This window comes from Pseudocitrobacter sp. RIT415 (assembly GCF_003057695.2).
GTDB classification, from domain to species: Bacteria; Pseudomonadota; Gammaproteobacteria; order Enterobacterales; family Enterobacteriaceae; genus Pseudocitrobacter; species Pseudocitrobacter faecalis.
Genome location: NZ_QBJC02000011.1, coordinates 1 through 21,652, shown reverse-complemented (window position 1 = coordinate 21,652; position 21,652 = coordinate 1). Strand labels below are relative to the sequence as shown.

20 protein-coding genes are annotated in these 21,652 nt (G+C 53.6%); 2 read left to right on the top strand and 18 right to left on the bottom strand.

Annotated features, from left to right (window positions below; genetic code table 11):
* Positions 1 to 2: 2 nt before the first annotated feature.
* From cheZ to tar, 6 genes are read right to left on the bottom strand one after another with little or no spacing between them, the layout of a single operon-like run.
* On the bottom strand, positions 3 to 647 hold the full coding sequence (gene cheZ, locus DBY68_RS12540; RefSeq protein ID WP_108475280.1) for a protein phosphatase CheZ: 645 nt from the start codon (positions 645 to 647) through the stop codon (positions 3 to 5).
* A gap of 10 nt (positions 648 to 657) precedes the next feature.
* A complete protein-coding gene (cheY, locus tag DBY68_RS12535; protein ID WP_108475279.1) occupies positions 658 to 1,047 on the bottom strand; it encodes a chemotaxis response regulator CheY in 390 nt (129 codons plus the stop codon).
* A 14-nt stretch (positions 1,048 to 1,061) separates the two neighbouring features.
* On the bottom strand, positions 1,062 to 2,111 hold the full coding sequence (locus DBY68_RS12530) for a chemotaxis response regulator protein-glutamate methylesterase (protein WP_108475278.1): 1,050 nt from the start codon (positions 2,109 to 2,111) through the stop codon (positions 1,062 to 1,064).
* Positions 2,108 to 2,962 (bottom strand): protein-glutamate O-methyltransferase CheR, encoded by an 855-nt coding sequence (gene cheR / locus DBY68_RS12525; protein ID WP_108475277.1) that lies wholly within the window; start codon positions 2,960 to 2,962, stop codon positions 2,108 to 2,110. The genes DBY68_RS12530 and cheR overlap by 4 nt, the downstream gene beginning before the upstream one ends.
* A 20-nt stretch (positions 2,963 to 2,982) precedes the next feature.
* Positions 2,983 to 4,584, bottom strand: a complete 1,602-nt coding sequence (locus DBY68_RS12520) for a methyl-accepting chemotaxis protein (RefSeq protein ID WP_108475276.1) — start codon at positions 4,582 to 4,584, stop codon at positions 2,983 to 2,985.
* Positions 4,585 to 4,623: 39 nt separating this feature from the next.
* Complete coding sequence (gene tar / locus DBY68_RS12515) at positions 4,624 to 6,267, bottom strand: methyl-accepting chemotaxis protein II (RefSeq protein WP_108475275.1); 1,644 nt, start codon at positions 6,265 to 6,267, stop codon at positions 4,624 to 4,626.
* A 243-nt stretch (positions 6,268 to 6,510) separates the two neighbouring features.
* Here tar and DBY68_RS12510 point away from each other — a divergent pair, with 243 nt between their 5' ends.
* Positions 6,511 to 7,782, top strand: coding sequence for a dicarboxylate/amino acid:cation symporter (locus tag DBY68_RS12510; RefSeq protein WP_108475274.1), 1,272 nt, complete (start codon positions 6,511 to 6,513; stop codon positions 7,780 to 7,782).
* A gap of 294 nt (positions 7,783 to 8,076) precedes the next feature.
* Here DBY68_RS12510 and cheW read toward each other — a convergent pair whose 3' ends face one another.
* The 6 genes from cheW to flhD all read right to left on the bottom strand — a co-directional run bounded on the left by cheW (position 8,077) and on the right by flhD (position 13,406).
* The gene (gene cheW / locus DBY68_RS12505) at positions 8,077 to 8,580 is read right to left on the bottom strand and encodes a chemotaxis protein CheW (RefSeq protein ID WP_015963995.1); all 504 of its coding nucleotides are present in this window, start codon (positions 8,578 to 8,580) and stop codon (positions 8,077 to 8,079) included.
* 17 nt (positions 8,581 to 8,597) lie between these two features.
* On the bottom strand, positions 8,598 to 10,544 hold the full coding sequence (gene cheA, locus DBY68_RS12500) for a chemotaxis protein CheA (protein ID WP_108475273.1): 1,947 nt from the start codon (positions 10,542 to 10,544) through the stop codon (positions 8,598 to 8,600).
* 4 nt (positions 10,545 to 10,548) lie between these two features.
* Positions 10,549 to 11,469 carry a flagellar motor protein MotB gene (gene motB / locus DBY68_RS12495; protein WP_108475272.1) on the bottom strand — a complete coding sequence of 307 codons (921 nt, stop codon included), beginning with the start codon at positions 11,467 to 11,469 and terminating at the stop codon, positions 10,549 to 10,551.
* Positions 11,466 to 12,356 carry a flagellar motor stator protein MotA gene (gene motA / locus DBY68_RS12490; RefSeq protein WP_108475271.1) on the bottom strand — a complete coding sequence of 297 codons (891 nt, stop codon included), beginning with the start codon at positions 12,354 to 12,356 and terminating at the stop codon, positions 11,466 to 11,468. Before motA ends, motB begins: the two co-directional genes overlap by 4 nt.
* 118 nt (positions 12,357 to 12,474) lie before the next feature.
* Positions 12,475 to 13,059: a flagellar transcriptional regulator FlhC gene (gene flhC / locus DBY68_RS12485; protein WP_189623065.1), complete on the bottom strand. Its 585-nt coding sequence runs from the start codon at positions 13,057 to 13,059 to the stop codon at positions 12,475 to 12,477.
* Complete coding sequence (gene flhD, locus DBY68_RS12480; RefSeq protein WP_108475269.1) at positions 13,056 to 13,406, bottom strand: flagellar transcriptional regulator FlhD; 351 nt, start codon at positions 13,404 to 13,406, stop codon at positions 13,056 to 13,058. The genes flhC and flhD overlap by 4 nt, the downstream gene beginning before the upstream one ends.
* Before the next feature lie 780 nt (positions 13,407 to 14,186).
* On the opposite strand from flhD, the gene uspC reads away from it, so the two are divergent.
* Positions 14,187 to 14,606: a universal stress protein UspC gene (uspC, locus tag DBY68_RS12475; protein WP_108475268.1), complete on the top strand. Its 420-nt coding sequence runs from the start codon at positions 14,187 to 14,189 to the stop codon at positions 14,604 to 14,606.
* Positions 14,607 to 14,654: 48 nt separating this feature from the next.
* Here uspC and otsA read toward each other — a convergent pair whose 3' ends face one another.
* The 6 genes from otsA to DBY68_RS12440 form a co-directional block, all read right to left on the bottom strand.
* The gene (gene otsA / locus DBY68_RS12470; protein WP_108475267.1) at positions 14,655 to 16,076 is read right to left on the bottom strand and encodes an alpha,alpha-trehalose-phosphate synthase; all 1,422 of its coding nucleotides are present in this window, start codon (positions 16,074 to 16,076) and stop codon (positions 14,655 to 14,657) included.
* The gene (gene otsB, locus DBY68_RS12465) at positions 16,051 to 16,851 is read right to left on the bottom strand and encodes a trehalose-phosphatase (protein ID WP_108475266.1); all 801 of its coding nucleotides are present in this window, start codon (positions 16,849 to 16,851) and stop codon (positions 16,051 to 16,053) included. Before otsB ends, otsA begins: the two co-directional genes overlap by 26 nt.
* A gap of 163 nt (positions 16,852 to 17,014) precedes the next feature.
* Positions 17,015 to 17,995 (bottom strand): L-arabinose ABC transporter permease AraH, encoded by a 981-nt coding sequence (gene araH / locus DBY68_RS12460; protein ID WP_108475265.1) that lies wholly within the window; start codon positions 17,993 to 17,995, stop codon positions 17,015 to 17,017.
* A gap of 14 nt (positions 17,996 to 18,009) precedes the next feature.
* A complete protein-coding gene (gene araG / locus DBY68_RS12455) occupies positions 18,010 to 19,524 on the bottom strand; it encodes an L-arabinose ABC transporter ATP-binding protein AraG (RefSeq protein WP_108475264.1) in 1,515 nt (504 codons plus the stop codon).
* A gap of 65 nt (positions 19,525 to 19,589) precedes the next feature.
* The gene (locus DBY68_RS12450; protein ID WP_108475263.1) at positions 19,590 to 20,570 is read right to left on the bottom strand and encodes an arabinose ABC transporter substrate-binding protein; all 981 of its coding nucleotides are present in this window, start codon (positions 20,568 to 20,570) and stop codon (positions 19,590 to 19,592) included.
* A 291-nt stretch (positions 20,571 to 20,861) separates the two neighbouring features.
* Positions 20,862 to 21,419, bottom strand: coding sequence for a DJ-1/PfpI family protein (locus DBY68_RS12440; RefSeq protein ID WP_108475261.1), 558 nt, complete (start codon positions 21,417 to 21,419; stop codon positions 20,862 to 20,864).
* Positions 21,420 to 21,652: the final 233 nt, after the last annotated feature.

Sequence of the window (21,652 nt, the reverse complement as noted above, 5' to 3'; positions counted from 1 at the left end):
AATCAGAATCCTAAACTGTCCAGCAAATCATCAACCTGATCCTGGCTTGCGACCACGCCCGCTTTCGAGGTGTCCACCTGTGGGCCATTGAGCAGGCTTTCGTTTTCACGCTTAGTGCGTGACGCCGGTTCCGGCATGTTTTCCAGCAACACCATTAACAGCTGGCGCTCAATCTCCTGAATGACATCCATCATCCGCTTGATAACCTGACCGGTGAGATCCTGGAAATCCTGAGCCATCATAATTTCCAGCAGTTGGGCATTGGTAAAACGGGTGTGCTCTGGTACGTCTCGCAGATACTGGCGCGTGTCGGTGACCAGCTCACGCGCGTCCGATAGCGCGATGGGGTTTTCAAACCAGACATCCCAGCGCGTACTCAGGGCGTTAGCGTTTTTCTCAAGCGTATCCTGGTGCGGCTGCGATGCCTCGACGCTGTTCAGCGCGCGTTCGGCGGCCTGCGCAGTCATCTGCACCACATAGTCCAGACGATCGCGCGCATCCGGGATCGCTTCCGCCGCTTCAGCTATCGCTTGATCAAGCCCCAGTTCGCGCAGGCTGTCGCGCAGCATGCGGGTCAGGCTGCCGATACGCGCAATGATATCAGCAGCAGAGTGTTCGTCATCGGGCTTAATGGGGGGGTGTATCATCGTCATCTCCTCAGATGCCCAGCTTCTCGAAAATCTTATTCAGCTTCTCTTCAAGCGTCGCGGCGGTAAACGGCTTCACCACATAGCCGCTGGCACCGGCCTGTGCGGCGGCAATGATATTCTCTTTTTTAGCTTCTGCGGTCACCATCAGCACCGGCATCGCGGCCATTGCACCATCGCTACGAATAGTTTTCAGCAGCTCCAGTCCGTCCATATTCGGCATGTTCCAGTCAGAAATCACGAAGCCAAAGCCGCCCGCCTGCAGTTTATTCAGCGCATCAACACCGTCTTCCGCTTCTTCAACATTATTAAATCCCAGCTCCTTTAGCAGGTTACGCACAATGCGGCGCATGGTGGAAAAGTCATCCACAACCAAAAACTTAAGCTCTTTATCCGCCATTCACTTCTCTCCTGTTATATACGTATTGCCTGTCCGGCACTGATTTTCGCCAGCATTTGCTGGCTTATCTGACTGAGATCGACCACTTCGCTGACGCCACCCATATTGATGGCTTCGCGCGGCATGCCGAACACCACACAACTCGCCTCGTTCTGGGCGATGGTCCAGGCACCCGCCTGGTGCATCGCCCGCATTCCTGCCGCCCCGTCGTTGCCCATCCCGGTAAGGATGACGCCAACGGCATTACGCCCCGCATGCTGAGCGACAGAATGAAACAACACATCCACCGACGGGCGATGGCGATTTACCGCCGGCCCATCGTGAATTTTGATTTGATAGTTCGCCCCGCTACGCGCCAGTTCAAGATGGCGATCGCCGGGGGCAATATAGGCGTGTCCAGGCAGGACGCGTTCGCCGTCTTCCGCTTCTTTCACACCAATCTGGCATAGCTTATTGAGTCGATCGGCAAACGATCGCGTAAATCCTGGCGGCATATGTTGGGTAATCAACAACGCCGGGCTGGTCACCGGCAGCGGCTGCAACACGTGCCGAATGGCCTCTGTTCCGCCGGTCGATGCGCCAATCGCAATCAGCTTTTCCGAGCTCAGCAAGGGGCCACTTTTTAAGGTCGCCGGCGCGATTAACGTTTTATGCGCGGAAATCTGCGCCCGCGCTGCCGCGCGCACTTTGTCGGCAATCATTTCGCTGTAGGCAAGCATCCCTTCGCGAATACCCAACTGCGGTTTGGTGACAAAATCCACCGCCCCCAGCTCCAGCGCACGCAGCGTCACTTCCGATCCTTTCCCCGTCAGTGAGGAAACCATCACCACCGGCATCGGACGCAGGCGCATCAGCTTCTCAAGAAAGTCGAGTCCATCCATGCGTGGCATCTCGACGTCAAGCGTCAGGACATCGGGGTTAAATTTTTTGATCAGATCGCGCGCCACCAGTGGGTCTGGCGCAGTGGCAACCATTTCCATATCGCTGTGGCTGTTGATAATCTCGGTCATGATTTGCCGCATCAATGCGGAATCATCCACCGACAGCACCCTGATTTTACTCATCCGTTTTCCTTACCCAGCGCGTAAACCGTTTGCCCCCGCAGGCTGAATTCATGCACGAGGTGGCTGAAGTTCTCCGAATGCCCGGCAAACAGTAATCCGCCCGGTTTCAGCAGCGGAATAAAGCGGCGGAGGATTGCCTGCTGGGTCGCTTTATCGAAATAGATCATTACGTTACGACAGAAAATCGCATCGAATGGCCCCGGTACGTTGTAATGCCTTTCCAGCAAATTGACGCTGGAAAAATCAACAAAATTGCTCAGTTCCGGGCGCACCTTTACCAGCCCGGCATGCGGGCCAGTGCCGCGCATGAACCAGTTTTGTAGCTGCTGTTGCGTCAGGGTTTTCAGCTCTTCCTGTCGGTAGATACCAGCCTGCGCTTTATTAAGGACTTCTGTATCAATATCACTGGCATACACCCTCCATCGCCCTGGCGCGTTGCCGAGCGTCTGGGCGAGCGTCATAGCGATGGAATAAGGTTCCTCGCCGGTAGAAGCCGCGGCGCTCCAGACACGATATTCGCCACGCCGTTTTGCGGCATGCTCCGCAAGCGTCGGGAAATGGTGCGCCTCACGAAAGAAAGCCGTAAGGTTGGTAGTCAGGGAGTTAATAAACGCCTGCCATTCGGTGCTTTCGGTATTCCCTTCCAGCAACGATAAATAGTGACCAAAGTCATCCAGCCCAAGCGTGCGTAAACGCCGCACCAGGCGGTTGTAAACCATATCGCGTTTATGATCGGCCAGCACAATACCCGCGCGCTGGTGGATCAATTGGCTTATCCGACGAAACTGCGCGTCGGAGAGTTCGAGACGCTGCGTCATCGATGTTGTTAACGACGAGGGAAGTGATGTCATAGCGCCTTCTTTCATTACGTTCAGGAAACCGCAGGCTGTGCGTTCGGCACAACTCGCTCAGGAGAAACGGTATTCAGTTCTTCAATCTTAAATACGGATACCAGGGAAGTGAGTGTATCGGCCTGCCCGGTTAATTGTTCCGTTGCAGCGGCACCTTCTTCCACCAGCGCGGCGTTTTGCTGCGTCACCTGATCCATCTGGCTGACGGCAAGCGCTACCTGTTCAATGCCGCGACGCTGCTCGTCCGACGCCGAGGCAATTTCGCCCATGATGTCGTTGACCTGGGTAACCGAGTGAACAATTTCGCCCATCGTTTTGGCGGCAGTATCCACCAGAGCCGATCCTTCCTGTACGCGGGCCACCGACTCTTCAATCAATACTTTGATCTCTTTCGCCGCCTGGGCGCTGCGGCTTGCCAGGTTGCGCACCTCACCCGCCACCACCGCAAACCCGCGCCCCTGTTCACCCGCGCGTGCCGCCTCTACCGCCGCGTTAAGAGCCAGAATGTTGGTCTGGAAGGCGATGCCATCAATCACGCTGATGATGTCGCCAATCTTCTGTGAACTGGTGGCAATGCTTTGCATGGTATGGGCGACGTTTAATGCCTGATCGCCCCCCTGCCGCGCGGTATGCGCCGCGTTGCTGGCAAGGAGGGATGCCTGACGCGCGTTATCAGCGTTCTGCCCGACAGTCGCGGTAAGCTGTTCCATGCTGGCCGCCGTTTCCGCCAGTGATGCCGCCTGCTGTTCGGTACGCGATGAGAGATCGTTATTGCCTGCGGCAATTTCGGAAATGCCCGTATGCATGGCGTAGCTACTTTGACGAACCTGACTGACGGTGTTGCGCAACGCATCCTGCATCGCCTTCAGCCCGGCAAAAATCGCGCTGATTTCGTTTTTTCCGTACACCGCAATCGGGCGAGCAAGGTCACCTTTGGCAATGCTGTCAAAATGATCGCTGACAATTTTTAACGGCGACACAATCATGCGCCGCGACCACAGCAGAGAACCCGCGGTGATCAGCACCGCCAGCACCACCATGGAGAGAAACATCAGCTGTGAGCGCTGATAATCTCGCTGGCTTTCCGCTCGCGCATCATCAATGTACGCGTCGATGTGGCGCTGCCAGCCCTGGTAATCCGCATCAAATCTGGCCTGCATTTTTTGCACCGGCGAGCCAAGGAAATCGGCAAGCTGATTGGTTTCGAGCCAGGTGGCCTGATGCTCAAGGCCGTTACGCCAGGCGTTGAAGCTGGCTTCTGTCCGCTCGCCCAACTGGCGCGATTCGGTAGAGCGTTGTTCAATCGACTTAAAAGCAGCAAATTCGCTGTCGGCCAGTTTGAGCGCCTGGCGCGCGTCCACCATCCCGGCTTTGATTTCATCAAGCGGATAGCCAAGCGCAGTCAGCGTGCCCGTGCGATTCAACACCTGGCTGGTCTGCAACAGTGCGGCTCGCGCCGCCATCAGCGAACTAAGCTGCTGGCCACTGTGTTCAATTTGCTCAAGGTTTTGTTGCCCGTCGCGAAAGGCCCAGAAAGAGAGGCCGTTGCTGCCAATCTGTAACAGGCCGCAAAGTATCAATATCAAAAACAACGTGGTCGAAATGCGAATACGAGTAAACATCACCACTCCTGTTACGCAGGCAATCGCGCCTGACTCAAATTAAAAGGTTTCCCAGTTTTCTTCTGACCGCGAGACCGCTGGCTGAACGACAGGGGCTGACGCTGTTTTTGGCGAGACGAGCGCGCGCGTGGACGACGCCAGACGAAACGCGCTAACCGCTTCGCTCAGCTTACCTGCCTGCTCTTCGAGCGCAGCCGCCGCGGCTGCTGATTCTTCAACCAGCGCGGCGTTTTGTTGTGTCACTTTGTCCATTTCAGTCACCGCCAGCGCGACCTGATCTATCCCGCGGCTCTGTTCATCAGAGGCTGAAGAAATTTCGCCCATAATGTCGGTCACACGGGTGACGGCATTGACAATCTCATGCATGGTTTCCCCGGCGCTTTCCACCAGCCGGGAACCCGCATCAACCCGCTCGACGGAATCGTCGATCAGAGCTTTAATCTCTTTTGCCGCCTGGGCACTGCGGCTGGCCAGGTTTCGCACTTCCCCGGCGACCACGGCGAAGCCTCTCCCCTGCTCACCGGCTCGCGCGGCTTCCACGGCGGCGTTCAGCGCCAGAATATTGGTCTGGAAGGCAATGCCATCGATGACGCTGGTGATGTCAGCGATTTTCTGCGAGCTACCGGCGATGTCGTGCATGGTGCTCACCACATCATCCACCACGTTGCCGCCGCGACGCGCCGTTTCCGATGCGCTTTGCGCCAGACGTGATGCCTGACGCGCGTTATCTGCGTTCTGTTTTACCGTCGCGGTGAGCTGTTCCATGCTGGCTGCCGTCTCTTCCAGTGAGGCGGATTGCTGTTCTGTACGTGAAGAGAGATCGTTATTCCCGGCAGCGATTTCGCTGGTGCCGCTGTAAATGGCATCGGTGCCCTCGCGAACACGGGTAACCGTGTCAATTAACGCGTGCTGCATGTGGTTCACGGTATCCGCCAGTTGGGTCAGTTCATTGCGTCCTTTCAGCACCAGTTCGGGCGTCAGGTCACCGTTGGCGATATGGCGGATGTGGGTCATGACATGATTAAGCGGCGTCAGCAAAATACGGCGAATGCCAAACCACACGGCCAGCAGCACCGCGGCCAGTACCAGCGCCAGTATCATCAGTTGCCAACGGGCAAACTGATAATCGTGGCTGCTGGTTGTAAAGGCCTGCTGATAAAGAGACTCACTCTGCGCGCGGTACACGCCCATCGCCTCACCCATGGCGTTCTGCTTACCCTGCGTAGGTTGGGCAAAATAGGCGTCCATATTCCCCTGTTCCAGGAAACCAATCAGCTCCTGTAGGGCCGCGAAATAGGCCTGCGTTTGTTGCGCAACGCGCTGGCTGACCTGAGCCATTTCCGGGTCAACCGCCGCCTGATTAAATCGCGTGATATGCGCCTGAGCCTGCGCCAGCGTCGATTTGGCATTCTTCAGTAAATCGGTTTTGGCGCTGCTTTGAAGATTGCTGGTATCCATCATCATGCGCGCCGATGAACGACTGAGGTTGATACGCGTTTGCAGCATGAGATCCCAGGCATCCGTCAGTTCGGCCTGTTGGGTACGCAAGGTGTTAGAGAGCACAAAACTATGCTGGTTTTGCGAAAGCGATGAAAAGAGTAATCCCCCGGAGAGCAGTTGCAAAAGTGCGAATACGACCAGCACCAACATCAGCAGGGTGACAACGCGGATACGGTTTAACATACAACACCTTCTCGATGACGTGATATCGCTGTTATCGGCAAGGAGAAGTGAAACTTTAAGCAGAGAAACAGTAATCCTCCGCACGAATGCGCAAAATTACAACGTTTCCGATAAACCCTAAAAAATAGTTGTAAATCTGTCCGCTTTAATTCAATTTATACTACGAATGAATTAATGGAATTACATAATAAAAAATCATTGATCATCATGTTAATTATTCGTTATATGACGGGGAAATTTTAAGTGGCAAACGCAAATAAACTCACGGTATTTATCGTGATTTTCATGCTGGCGGGGATACTCACCGGCGCAATGATCCATTCCTACGCATCAGCAGACTCCATCACCGCATGGTCTGATAACATCACCCTCCTCACCGATATCTTCCTGCGACTCATTAAAATGGTTATTGCGCCGTTAGTGTTCAGTACGCTGACCGTGGGCATTATGCGTCTGGGAGAAACGTCGACGATTGGTCGCGTTGGCGGGAAAGCCATGGTGTGGTTTATCACCTCATCCGTGCTGTCCATCCTGGTGGGGCTGTTTATTGTCACCCTGGAACAGCCGGGTAGCGGCATGAACCTGGCTGTCCCAACCGGTACGATTGAAACGGGGCTCGCCACCAGTGGTATGTCGCTGAAAGCCTTCCTGGCGCACACCATTCCAACCAGTATCGCAGGGGCAATGGCCGATAACGAGATCCTGCAAATCGTGGTCTTCTCCATGTTCTTCGGCATTGGCGGTGCATCTTTGGGGCAGAAATTCAACGCGCCGCTGGTTGCTGCGCTGGACGTGGTTTCACATATTATGTTGAAGGTGACGGGCTATGTGATGTATGTGGCTCCGCTGGCCATTTTCGCCGCCATCTCTTCGGTTATTGCCAAAGAAGGTCTTGGCATTCTGCTGAATTACGCTTCTTTCATTGGCGGTTATTATCTGGCGATTCTGCTCACCTGCCTGGTATTGATAGGCGTTGGCTACATGGTGCTGAAAAAAGAGATTTTCCGCCTGGTCAATATGCTTAAAGATCCGGTGTTGGTTGCGTTCACCACCAGCAGCTCTGAAGCGGCGTACCCAAAAACGCTGGAACAACTGGCGAAATTTGGTTGCTCGCCGAATATTGTTTCTTTTGTTCTGCCTATCGGTTACTCCTTCAACCTGGTCGGTTCGATGGTGTACTGCTCGTTTGCATCCATGTTTATCGCCCAGGCCTACAATATTCATCTGGGTTTCTCTGAAATTACCGTGTTGATGCTGACGCTGATGCTGGCGTCAAAAGGTATTGCCGGGGTACCCCGCTCCGCACTGGTGGTGCTGGCCGCCACCATTCCGAGCTTTAACATTCCGGTAGCCGGGATCCTGCTGCTGATGGGAATTGACCACTTCCTGGATATGGGGCGTTCCGCGATTAACGTGCTGGGTAACGGCGTTGCGGCGGCGATGCTGTCACAGAATGAAGGGATGCTGAGCGACGGCGAAGCGCAAGAAGTGGAACAGCAGGAAGTGCAGGCTTAACGCATCTGGCATTATGCGGGCTGTAAGATTGCCGGATGCGGCTACGCCTTATCCGGCCTACAAACCGCACCCAACCCGTAGGCCGGATAAGCGAAGCGCATCCGGCAATGCACAAACCGTTCCCAACCCGTAGGCCGGATAAGCGGAGCGTATCCGGCAATGCACAAACCGCACCCAACCCGTAGGCCGGATAAGCGAAGCGCATCCGGCAATGCACAAACCGCACCCAACCCGTAGGCCGGATAAGGCGTAGCCGCATCCGGCAATGCACAAACCACACCTATCCGGCATTTTTTACGCTGCTTGCGTCGCCGTACTGTCCAGCAGCGCCATCTCATCGCTACTCAACAATTTCTCAATATTCACCAGAATCAGCATGCGGTCGCCCAACGCGCCAAGCCCGGTCAGGTATTCCGTCGATAGCGTCACGGCAAATTCCGGCGCGGGACGAATTTGATCCGCCGCAAGCGACAGCACATCAGACACACCGTCCACCACAATGCCCACCACCCGCTGGCCGAGATTCAGCACAATCACCACCGTATTGTCGTTGTACTCCACGTCCTGCTGGCTGAATTTCACACGCAGATCGACGATCGGCACAATCACGCCGCGTAAATTGGTTACGCCTTTAATAAACGCGGGGGTATTGGCGATACGGGTCACCTGATCGTAACCGCGAATTTCCTGCACCTTCAGAATATCGATGCCGTACTCTTCGTCACCAAGGGTGAAAACCAAAAACTCCTGGCCCGAGGGCTCGCCCGCCAGTTTTGCTACGCTGTTCATACCGGTCATATTATTTCCTTCTTTATTCAGGCGGCGACATGCGCCAGACGTTTTTCACGATTAAGACTTTGCAGGGCCGCGACATCCACAATCAGCGCCACGCTACCGTCTCCGAGAATGGTGGCAGCAGAGATGCCCGGCACTTTGCGATAGTTACTTTCCAGGTTTTTCACCACCACCTGATGCTGACCAATCAGTTGATCGACCAGCAGCGCATAACGACGCCCGGCACTTTGCAAAATCACCACTATGCCCTGGGTGGCTTCGGTTTTGGCCCCCTGCACATCAAACACTTTCCACAATTCCACCAGCGGCAGATATTCACCGCGCACTTCCAGCACGCGCTCCCCGCCCGCCAGCGGATGCAAATCTTCATCACGCGGCTGGAGCGATTCCATCACCGCATTGAGTGGCAAAATAAAGACTTCGTCACACACCTTCACGGACATGCCGTCGAGGATTGCCAGCGTCAGTGGCAATAAAATACGAATGGTGGTGCCTGTGCCCTGTTTCGATTGAATCTCGACGTGGCCGCCCATTTCCTGAATATTACGTTTCACCACATCCATGCCAACACCGCGTCCGGAAACGTCCGTCACCTGCTCGGCGGTTGAGAATCCTGGTGCAAAGATCAGCATGCCCACTTCGTCATCGGTCATGTTGTCGTGAACCGCCAGCCCCTGCGAAAGCGCTTTCGCCAGAATGCGTTCGCGGTTCAGACCCGCGCCATCGTCGGTGACCTCGATACAGATATTGCCGCCCTGATGTTCCGCCGACAGAATTAGATTGCCGACCTCTGATTTCCCCGCGGCGATGCGCGTTTCCGGCAGTTCAATCCCGTGATCCAGACTGTTACGCACCAGATGCGTCAGCGGATCGATAATCCGTTCGATAAGACTTTTGTCGAGTTCCGTCGAACTGCCCTGTAACGTAAGCTCAACCTGTTTACCGAGCTTGCTCGCCAGGTCGCGTACCAGACGCGGGAAGCGGCTAAACACATACTCCATCGGCATCATGCGAATAGACATCACCGATTCCTGCAGGTCACGGGCATTGCGCTGTAACTGGCCCATGCTGGTGATGAGATCGCCATGCTGCACCGGGTCGAGTTCCGTCGAGCGTTGCGCCAGCATTGACTGAGTGATAACCAGTTCCCCCACCAGATTGATAAGCTGATCCACCTTCTCCACCGCGACACGAATACTGGTGGATTCACTGGCACGCGCCGGTTTTTCACGTTCCGTGCGCGCAGCGGCAACAGGCACCAACGTTGGTGTGGCGACGGGTTTACTCTGTTCAGGCTCTTGCGCAGGCTCACTATTGAACGTTATCTGATCCGCCTCGATAACAAAGCAGAGCACCGCCACGATATCGTCCTGATTCACATCGCCTTCAAGGATCGCGCTCAGACTATCGACGCTCATGGTGACCTCGCTGAGCGTGGCAAGGTTGCCCAACTCTTCGCGCAACATCTCTGGCTCGCCCGGTTTCAGGCGTGAAAGTGTGATCCGTAATGTTCCCTGCGGTGGAACCGCTTTTTCGACCACGGTCAGCCGGGTGGCTGGCGGCGCGCTCTCGCCTTTGGCTTCCAGCGCCAGCTGACGCAGCGCCTGGCAGATGTATTCAAAACTGGCGGCATCCGGCTCCTGCGAGCTTTTATAGGCGTCGAGCTGTTCCTGCATAATATCTTTGGTTTCCAAAAACAGGTTGATAATGTCGGTATTGAGCGGCAATTCCCCCCGACGCGCGTCGTCGAGCAGGTTCTCCATTAAATGGGTGGTTTCCTGCAATACAGAAAAGCCGAAGGTGCCTGCTCCTCCTTTGATGGAGTGCGCCGCCCGAAAGATGGCGTTCATCTGTTCGGTATCGGGATCGGACGGAACCAGATCCAGCAGGTGCTGCTCCATATCGGCCAACAGTTCGTCGGCTTCATCAAAGAAAGTCTGATAAAAATCGCTGATATCCATGCTCACGCAATCACCTCTGATCGGGTTGTGGCGGTGTTGGGCTTTGTGTCGCCGGTGGCGACGGTAATGCACTTATCGGTTCATTCTGGCTTTGCGCGTTCTCGTGGAGAATCGCCTGCTCGGCCTGGTTGTTGAGCACCAGCAAACTGATCCGGCGGTTGATAGCGTCATCGCCACCATGGCTTGCGAGGCGCATGGTATTTGCCATCCCCACCACACGCAGCACTTTGCCTTCACTCAACCCGCCAATCACCAGCTCGCGCCGGGAAGCGTTGGCGCGATCCGCCGAAAGTTCCCAGTTGCTGTATCCGCGCTCGCCGCCCGCATAGGGATAATCGTCCGTATGGCCGGAGAGACTGATTTTATTGGGAATTTCATTCAGCACCGGGGCGATACCGCGCAGGATATCGCGCATATACGGCTCCACTTCGGCGCTGCCAGTTTTAAACATCGGCCGGTTCTGGCTGTCGATAATCTGAATGCGTAATCCCTCCTGAACGAGATCGATCTTCAGGTGCGGGCGCAGCGCTTTCAGTTTGGGATCGGCTTCGATCAACTGGTCCAGCTCGCCGCGGATCCGCTTCAGGCGGTTGATTTCCATCCGCTTTTTCAGTTCATCCATGTTGGGCTGTTTATTGACTTCGCCCTGCTGCTGCGTGACGTCATCCCCGCCGCCGGGAATGGGACTGTCGCTGTTCGACATTCGCGGGCCGCCAGTCACTGCCGTCGCCAGCGGTGTACGGAAGTATTCGGCAATTTGAATCAGCTCTTTGGGGCTGGAGATGGAAATCAACCACATCACCAGAAAGAAGGCCATCATGGCGGTCATGAAATCGGCGTAGGCAATCTTCCACGACCCGTGGCCGCCTCCGCCATGCGATTTGGCTTTGCGTCTTTTGACAACGACAATCGGGTGCGGCTGATTTTTCATGCGTCCTCGGTCGTGGTTTGCTGCGCCGTCGGATTACGCACCGCCCGAACATGTTCTTCCAGTTCAACAAACGACGGACGCTCGCTGGTGTAGAGCGTTTTACGACCAAATTCGACCGCGATCGGCGGCGCGTAACCATTGAGATTCGAGAGCAGCGTAATTTTGACGCACTGCATCATTTTGGTGGTTTCCGCGCTTTTTTGTCTGAGCACGCTGGCCAGCGGCGAGACAAAACCATACGCCAGAAGAATACCCAGGAACGTACCGACCATCGCGTGGGCGATCAATGCCCCCAGCTCTGCCGCCGGGCGATCCGCCGAACCCAGGGCGTGAACAACCCCCATCACCGCCGCCACAATGCCAAACGCCGGTAACGAGTCGCCTACCAGGGCCAGGCTGTTGGCAGGAACTTCGCTTTCACTTTCAAAGGTTTCAATTTCCTCATCCATCAGCGCTTCAATTTCGAAGGTGTTCATATTGCCGCTAATGATGAGTCGCAGATAATCGACGATGAAATCCAGCATGACGCTGTCAGCCAGAATACGCGGATAGCTGGCGAAGATTTCACTTTCGCCCGGGTTTTCAATGTCGCGCTCAAGGGAGAACATCCCTTGCTGGCGCGATTTGGCCATCAGGCGATAGAGCAGCGCCAGCAGGTCCATATACATGGTTTTGGTATATTTCGAGCGGCGAAAAAGTAGCGGCAGGGCTTTAAGTGTGCCCTTTATCGCTTTCCCGTTGTTACCGACGATAAACGCACCAACGCCGGCGCCACCGATAATAATCAACTCAGCGGGTTGATACAGTGCCCCAAGGTGCCCGCCGGTCATGGCATAACCGCCGAATACTGTCCCGATGACGACCAGGTAACCGATTAAGATAAGCACGTTTCATCCTTCCACTGTTGACCAGGCTGAAGGACAGATAAAAGCGTCGCCGAACGACAGGCAAAAAAAAGCAGCGGTCACGGGCCCCGCTGCTGGAGTGTTTGCCACACCGTTCCGGCTAAACAGCTTGCTCTATCTGTTCATCCAGCAGTTGTGGATTACTATCGGCAGCGTTGTCGGAAAGTTTACGTCTTTTTACGGCGCGGGATGGCGGCTGGCACAGACTGCAAACAAAGCTGCCCGCCGGTTGATGTGCGTGAGTGATAAAATTACCGCCGCAACTGTTGCAGTGCGACAGTTCCAGCATACCGCTCTCAACGAAACGCACCAGCGTCCAGGCGCGAGTCAGCGCCAGAAGCGGGGCTTCATCCTGAGCGGGACACTGTTCCAGGTAGAGTCGATATGCCTTAATAACGGCATCAACGCCCGAGCATAACCCGGTGCTGAGAAGAAATTGCCAGGCATTGCAGAACATGGAAGAGTGGATATTCTGCTCCCACGTCATAAACCAGTCCGTGGAAAACGGCAGCATCCCTTTCGGCGGCGGGCTACCGCGCAGCTCTTTATAGAGTTTAATCAGGCGACCACGGCTTAGCTGCGTTTCACTTTCCAGCATCTGTAAACGCGCGCCCAGCGTAATCAGCTCCATCGCAAGCTGAATATCGCGGGCTTCCTGGACAATACTTTTTTCGCTCATGCTCAGGCCCTTTTCTTACGGCCGGAATCAGCGGTCTGGCTGGCGTCGTTCAGTAAACGCGTAGAAAGAAGAATGCCGGTGTGGATCTGCTGCAGGTCGTCGACCCGGGAATCCTGTGTGAGCTGGGTGATCGTTTGATGACTGTCGAAGCGGAACTGGCAAACCAGTTGATTGGTTTCCGCCAGTTTCACCATCTGCGGAAGCGTCAGGTCACCGAGCGTTGTGGCCATCTCTTCGTTTATGCCCAGGCGAAACATGGCTGACGCTTTATCCTGACCGATAAGGCGTTGCGCAAGGAGTAGATAGGACAAATTGATGTCATAGATATGTTTTAGCAACTCGGATGTATACATTTTCCCCATCCCGAATAACCAACTATTGTTTTAATGCGGTTAGACCGCACACCCCGTGATGTCGTCGGGAAATCCCGATAAAAAAAGAAAAAGCCGAAATGCATCGCCGATGATGACAGACATATCGGCAAGTTCGCTTTAGGTTATAAAGCAACAATTTTAAACATTTCTTACAAATGACTAAGAATTTTCCTAAATCCACGCAACTTTACCCGCCAGCTATGACACATACAATCTGACCTTAGGGTAAATTTAGGAATTATGTGATTTATGTCACATAACATACCTGAATGTTAACACTCAATCCATCAGATTACGTTGTTAATTGATCATTTATTATCCAAATGACTCTTTTTTCTATTCTTCAGGGACGAATATTCATTCAGAAGAAGGAACGGTGACTCGTTAAGAGGGGAACGATAGTGAACAGAGGATTGACAGAAGCGCCGATAAAGGACTTAGCACCGAATAATATAAATTTATATTTAAAATTCATACAATTAAATAAAATTTAAATTCATATAATCCCTAAGGTAAATCATTCATAATTTGTTAATCACCTATATATAATTGTTAATTGATTATTGTTACTTACCGAAAGCGGTTACATACACACTAGAATTTGCAACATCACCGCTTTTTGCACTATTCCGGACTTAAGAATAATTAATGCATATATTGAAGTCGCTCACAGTTACATTTGAAACCACCCTTGCAGTCAGGCCGCAAAAAGAGTATGAGCTTAAATATGGTTAGTGAAGTGTCCTGCAAGGAGGTTTGATGCCTTACTCTCACCTGTTAGTGGCGGTTGCGCCTACCCCAGAAAGTCACGCCCTGTTACGCAAGGCGGTTTCGATTGCGCGCCCACACAATGCCCGCGTCAGTCTGATCACGTTTTCAACCGATCCGGAAATGTATAACCAGCTGGCCGCGCCGATGATGGAGAATCTGCGTGAGTTGATGCAGGAGGAGACCCAACAGTTTCTTGATACGCTGGTTGAACAAGCCGACTATCCGATCTGGAAAACCCAAATTGCCAGCGGTGAATTGTGCGAAAGTATTAAATCCTGGTGCCAGCACTATCAGGTCGATTTGGTTATCTGCGGTAACCACAATCAAAGCTTTTTCTCTCGAGCCACCTGCTCAGCGAAGAATATCGTCGGCAGCAGTTGTGCCGACGTTTTGCTTGTGACGTTGTAACACTCCCTATGCGACGCCGGTTTTGTCAGCTCCGGCGTCATTCTTTCCTTATGCCAGCTTTGGGAACGCCGCCACTTTACTCTCCATCTGACTCTCTTCGCTACGTGGCGTGATGCGCTTCAGATCGCTCATAAACTGCGCCTGCCAGTGATGAATATCATTACGCGTGATGATCTCCAGCATTTCCGCATGGCGTGAGATACGCTCGGCGAGCGGCATATTCAACGCTCTGTCCAGCGCCGTTGCCACTTCGTCGCGATCGTATGGATTCACAATCAGCGCAGACGTCAGTTCATTGGCGGCTCCGGCAAATTGCGAGAGCACCAGTACGCCGGGGTTTTCCGGATCCTGCGCGGCAACAAACTCTTTGGCCACCAAATTCATTCCGTCTCGCAGCGGCGTGACCAGGCCAACATCGGAGTAACGGAAAACTTTCATCAGTAATTTACGGTCAAAATGCTGATTCAGGTAATAGAGCGGCGTCCAGCCAAGCTGGCCGTACTGCCCGTTAATCCGTCCTGCCGCCGTTTCCAGTTGATGACGAATATCCTGATAAGCCTGCACATCGCCACGCGATGTCGGCGCAATCTGGGTGTAACGAATTTTGCCATGATGCTGTGGAAATTTTTCCAGCAGCGCTTCATAGGCCTGAAAACGTTCCGGCAGGCCTTTGGAGTAATCCAGTCGCTCGACCGAGAAGATGTTTTTGACGTTTTTCAGCTCGGCTTTCAACTGCGCGAGTTTCGGCGGCAATGGCCCTCGCGCTTGTTTGGCGATTTCTTCTGGTTCAATCCCAATCGGATAAACTTCCGTGCGGAAGGTTTTTCCCCAGGCCGTGTGCGTTTTACTGCGCGTGGTAAGACGCGTTTGCGCACTGACACAATCGAGGAACGCCAGTCTGTCGTTTTCCGTCTGGAACCCCAGGAGATCATAATCGCAGAGTTGTTCCAGCAGTTCAGCGTGCGGCGGTAGCGCATTGAAAATTTCCGGCGTCGGAAAAGGAATGTGCAGGAAGAATCCGATACGGTTATTCACGTTACGCTTACGCAGTTCGCTGGCGAAAGGCAGCAGATGGTAATCGTGAACCCAGATGTCATCATCGTCTTGCAACAACGGCAGCAGTTTATCTGCCAGTTTACTGTTTACTCTAAGGTATCCGTCCCAGCATTCACGCTGGAAAGTCACTAAATCCAGTCGATAGTGAAACGCAGGCCACAGCACAGCATTGGAAAATTGATTGTAATAATGTTCGTGATCCTGCTCGTTCAGCGTAAATGAAGCCCAACTGATGTTGCCCTGTGTCACTTTTTGCAGCGGGGCATTTTCATCACCGATTTCTCCATTCCAGCCAAACCAGAGCCCGCCCTTCGACTTCAATGCGCCCATAATCCCCACGGCCAACCCACCGGCGCTGGCCTTTTTGTCATCCGGAACTGCAATACGGTTAGATACTACGACTAAGCGACTCATAGCCATCTCTCCTGTTAGTAAGCGCGTTTTGTTTTTGATTTTCAGCCGCGTTTTGCAACCATTGGTGAACGGCCCCCACATCAGGCAAACGTGACTTCGCCTGTGTGTCCCCCATCCCCACTTTAATCGATAACCCACCCAGTCTGTTTACGACGGCAAAGCCCGCCTCATCCGTTAAATCATCGCCAATAAACACGGGCATCTTGCCGCGAAACGGTGCTTCCTGCATAAAGGCCTCAATTGCCGCACCTTTGTTAATGCCTCTGGGTTTAATTTCCACCACACACTTGCCCGGCTGAAGCGCCAGTTCGGGAAACTGCGTGACAATCTCCTGCGCCAGCGTCACGATCGCCGCCTGATGCTGCGGTGCCTGACGATAATGCAGCGCAAACGCCATGCCCTTGGCTTCGAGCTCCGCCCCTGGCAATAACGCCAGCGCCTCACTCAGTCGTCGTTCCACGCGTCGTGCCGTTTCATCATCGAGCGCAACGATATGCGTTTTCCCGTTGATATCGCGGCGTTCCGCCCCGTGAACGCCCGCCAGAGGAAAGCGATACGGACTGGCGAGCCTGTCAAGCTCTACCATTGAGCGCCCTGAAATCAACGCTACTGCACCGTCATGCGCCTGCGATAACCGTGACAACGCATCGCGAACGGGCTCGGGTATAGCAACATGATCGGGATGCAGTTGGATCCCAGCGAGAGTGCCATCAAGGTCAAAGAAAAAAGCGACATTTTCAGTTGGTGCAGGGGGTACAGATATCAGGTCAGCCACCCTGGGTTCCTCCTTATCAGTGAATGATTCAGTAATGTGTTATCAAAAAGTTAGCAACTTAAGTATAGACAGTGTGACACGGCTCGCCATTTTCAAATGAAAACGCCGGGGGGATTAGCCACCGGCGTTGTCAGTACATACACTTAAAAATTGAGTCTGTTTTTTAAACGGCCCGTTTCGCTTTTTGTTTATAACGGTCGAAAATGACCGCCGCCAGCAGAATTAAACCGCGAACCACATACTGCGAGAATGGCGAAATATTCAGCAGGTTCATGGCGTTTTCCACTGTTCCCAGAATCAGGATCCCGGCCACGACGTAGGAGATTTTTCCGATACCGCCTTTCAGCGACACGCCGCCCAGCACGCAGGCTGAGATGACGATCAGCTCATAACCGATAGAGGTCATCGGCTGTCCGCTGGTCATGCGCGAGGCCAGAATAATCCCCGCGGCCGCCGACACCAGGCCTGAAAGAATAAAGATGATAATTTTGGTGCGAACCACGGGAACACCCGCCAGACGCGCAGCCTCTTCGTTCCCACCAATCGCCAGGGTATTGCGCCCAAAAGTGGTCTTATTCAGTAATAATCCGAAAATGATTAAACAGGCGACAGTTAGCCAGATTGGTGCTGGTAAACCGAGCCAGTTGGCATACCCAAGTTCAAAGAAACGCTCATCTTCAATCCCTACCGCTTTACCATCAGAGATGATATAGGCAAGGCCACGCACAATCTGCATGGTGGCAAGCGTGGTGATCAGCGCGTTGATTTTCAGTCTGGCAATAACAAAACCGTTGACCAGACCGCTCAGCACGCCCAGCATCAGCCCAGCGAAGACGCCAATCCACAAACTCTCTGTCAGGTTGATCACCACCGCAGTGGTGACGCCAGCGCAGGCAATCACTGAGGCGACGGAGAGGTCAAAATCGCCGGAAGCCAGACAGAACAGCATTCCACAGGCGACCATCCCGGACATGGATATCGCCAGCCCCAGCCCCTTCATGTTGACAAAGGAGGCGAAGTTCGGCACAAAAATCGCGCAGCCGATAAACAGTACCGCGAAGACAACCAGCATGCCGTATTGATCCCAGATACGGCCAAAGCTGAGTGATGGTCGGCGTGCGCCGGAAGTCGTTACAGAAGACATCATAAACTCCTTTCTCAGGCGACGGCCTGACTCACTTTAGGCATAGCGAGGCTTAACGCCTGCTGTTCATTCGCGCTGCCATGCAGCAGTTCACCGGCAATTTCGCCTTCGCGCATCACCACGATACGATCCGCAACGCCGAGCACTTCTGGCAGGTCGCTTGAGGCGAACAGCACCGCTACGCCGGACGCCGCCAGGGCGTAAATGACGTTATAAATTTCGTGCTTCGCCCCTACATCGATGCCGCGCGTGGGCTCATCAAGCAGAATGACTTTCATCTCTTCCGACAGCCAACGCCCCAGAATCGCCTTCTGCTGGTTACCGCCGGAGAGATTCATAATCAGTTGCTCAGCACCCGGCGTTTTAATATTCAAAGATTGAATATGATGATCCGCGTTGCGCGCTTCCCAACCCTTGTTGATGAGGCACCCGGCGTGAATATTGTTGCGGCGCGCGCTGATGTTGATGTTGTCGCGTACGGAGTGAACCGGAATAATCCCTTCGGCTTTGCGATCTTCCGGGCACAGCATCATGCCTACACGAATGGCATGGGCGGGCTTATCAATGGTGACTGGTGCGCCATCGATATAGACCTGACCGCTGGATATTTTGTTGCCGCCAAACAACCCCTTCATCAGTTCGCTGCGCCCGGCCCCAACCAGACCAAACAGTCCAACGATTTCGCCGCTGCGTACCGTGAGGGAAATGGGTGTTCGCACGCCTGGCGCCTTTACCTTTTCCAGCCGCAGGCGTTCCGCGCCGTGTTCGCGTGGCTGCCAGCCATAAATATCGCCAATATCACGCCCAACCATCGCCTGCACCAGGCTGTCGTGGTTCACTTTTTCCATATCGCTGAAGGTGCAGACATAACGCCCGTCTTTAAAAACGGTGATAGCGTCGCTCAGGGCAAAAATTTCCTCCATGCGATGAGACACATAGATGATCACGCGGCCTTCGTTGCGTAGCTCACGGATCACGCGGAACAGATTTTCGATTTCGCGTGCAGAGAGTGAGCTGGTCGGTTCATCGAAGGCGATGACTTTGGCGTTACGCGCCAGTGCTTTAGCAATTTCCACCATCTGCCACTGCCCGATTGAAAGGTACTTCAGCGGCGTATCGGGGTCGATATCGAGCCCCAGATGCTGTAATTGCAGCCCGGCTTCGTAGTTCAGCAGCGAGCGGTTCACAATGCCGCCTTTGCTGGGCAACTGACCGAGATAGATGTTTTCCGCGACGGTCATTTCCGGCACCAGATGCAGTTCCTGATAGATAATCGCTACGCCAGCATTCAGCGCGGCGGTGGTATCAGCAAAGGCGACATCCTGCCCACGCAGCGTTAGGGTGCCCGCCGTCGGCGCATAGTTGCCGCTTAGGATCTTGAGCAGCGTAGATTTCCCGGCACCGTTTTCACCCATCAGCGCGTGTACCTGTCCGGCATAGCAGTCGAAGCTGATATCGGATAATGCTTTCACGCCCGGGAAGGTTTTGGAAATGCCGCGAAACGAGAGATAAGGGGTTGACTGTTGCATAACCACTCCTGAATTGCAGGGTCACTTCTCCCCCGACACGCTGGTCGGGGGGAAGGCGTCACGACTTAGAGACCTTTTTTCGCCAGCTCTTCTTTAAAGTTATCGCGGGTAATCAGTACCACGTCGGTGACTGCGGTAAATTTCGGCGGCTCAACGCCCTTTTCGACCCAGTTGTAGAGCATTTCGCTGGTTTTATAGCCGTGAATGTCCGGGCTTGGCAGCAGAGAACCATAGAAGCCCGTGGCCTGCGCCTTCGACAGTTCGTTCACCGCATCCACACCGTTAATGCCGATACCGATGACGTCTGCCGCTTTAAAGCCCTGGCCTTCCGTCGCGCGCACGCCGCCCAGAACGGTGTTATCGTTCATGCCGACAATCAGCCAGTGTTTCACGCCTGGATGCTGAACTAACATGGAGTTACCGGCATCAAACGCGCCGGGAATATCATTCGATTTGGTTGGAACCTGATAAATCTGTTTTTCCGGGAAGCCCGCGGCTTTCAGTGCCTGCAGCGAGCCGGTGGTACGGCGACGCGCGGTATCCAGCTCATTGGCAGTGATCGCCATCACGGCGGTCTCTTTCACGTCCCAGCCGCGTTTTTGCATCTCTTTATAGAGCTCCTGCCCTTGACGCGCGCCGATTTCGCTGGCCGCCATCATCACCAGCGGAACGGTATCCATCGGCTTGCCCTTAGCGTTAACGAACTGGTCATCGACGGTGATCACTTTCATGTCGTAACCGCGGGCCTTCGCCATAATCGCCGAGCCCAGTTTCGGATCCGGTGTGCAGATAACAAACCCTTTCGCGCCGTTAGCCGCCAGGCTATCGATGGCGTTCAGGGTTTTCTCGCCGTCGGGCACGGCAATTTTAATAACGTCAAAACCCAGATCTTTACCGGCTTTGTCAGCAAACTTCCATTCGGTCTGGAACCACGGCTCTTCCGGCTGCTTCACCAGAAAACCGAGCTTCAGGTTTTCCGCCATAGCTGATTGTGACATAACCGCTGCCAGGCCGATGGCGGCCAGCGCTTTAGTGAATTTGTGCATGGTATACTCCAGCCTTAGTGCTTTTATTTGTAGGGAAATAATCGGTTTAAAATTTTAATTAGGACATAAAACAACATATTAGCCGTTTCGTTAACGGCATTACGGTTGTTAGCACATTAATAGCGGGAAAATATTTATCCATAAGAGAGCCGCATCACACCGCAGAATTACAGTAGTTGCATGCATGGATTTAGCAGAAAATGACATACAGAAAGGGCGAATTGTCTGACAATTTGCCCCGGTAATAGCATGATAATCTATATTGTTAGCTAACTCATCCTTGTTCAGGGGTTACCACGAATAGTAAATGTGGTCTGCGTGTTCGCGTACTGGCGCTTCGTCACCTAATAAGCGCGCCGCCACAATAAAGGCAAAATCAAATACATGACCAAAACCTTTACCGCTGATAAGATTCCCCTCTTCCACGACCGGGGCGTCGATATACACGCCATCAGTAATATCCTGCCATAAGTCGCCGGAACAGACATAGCGGCGCCCTTTAAGCAAACCATTACCTGCCAGCACGCGAGCAGCAGCTGAACAAATCGGGCAGAGATATTTCCCCGCCTCATCATGCGCGGCGACAAATTTCACGACATCTTTATTCGCAGCCAGATTGACACTGCCCTGCGGCCCACCCGGCAGAACCACGGCGTCGTAGATTTTATCCCTACGTTCTGCAAGTGTCGCATCTGCTACCATCGGGATATCGTGGTAGCTCACCACCGCACGAGATTCAGCGCAGGACACCAGTTCAACGTGAATATGCAAACGACGCAGAATATCAATTGTGACAATCGCTTCACCTTCTTCGAATCCGGGTGCTAACAGCACGGCAACCTGTTTCATGATAACTCCTGTTTTATCGTAAGCGGGGATTTGCCAAATAATTGCGCGTGAACCGATCGACCTCATATTGGCAAAAATGATCTAAAACAATTTCCTGGTTATTGAAGTAATTGTTTACCCAAAAACCAAACAAAAATAAACCACTATTTCATTTTATTATGTGAAGAGTACGTAATGCCTGACAAACAGTGAAGTGGTTTTTTGCGATCCCGCCAAAAAATGTTAATGCGATC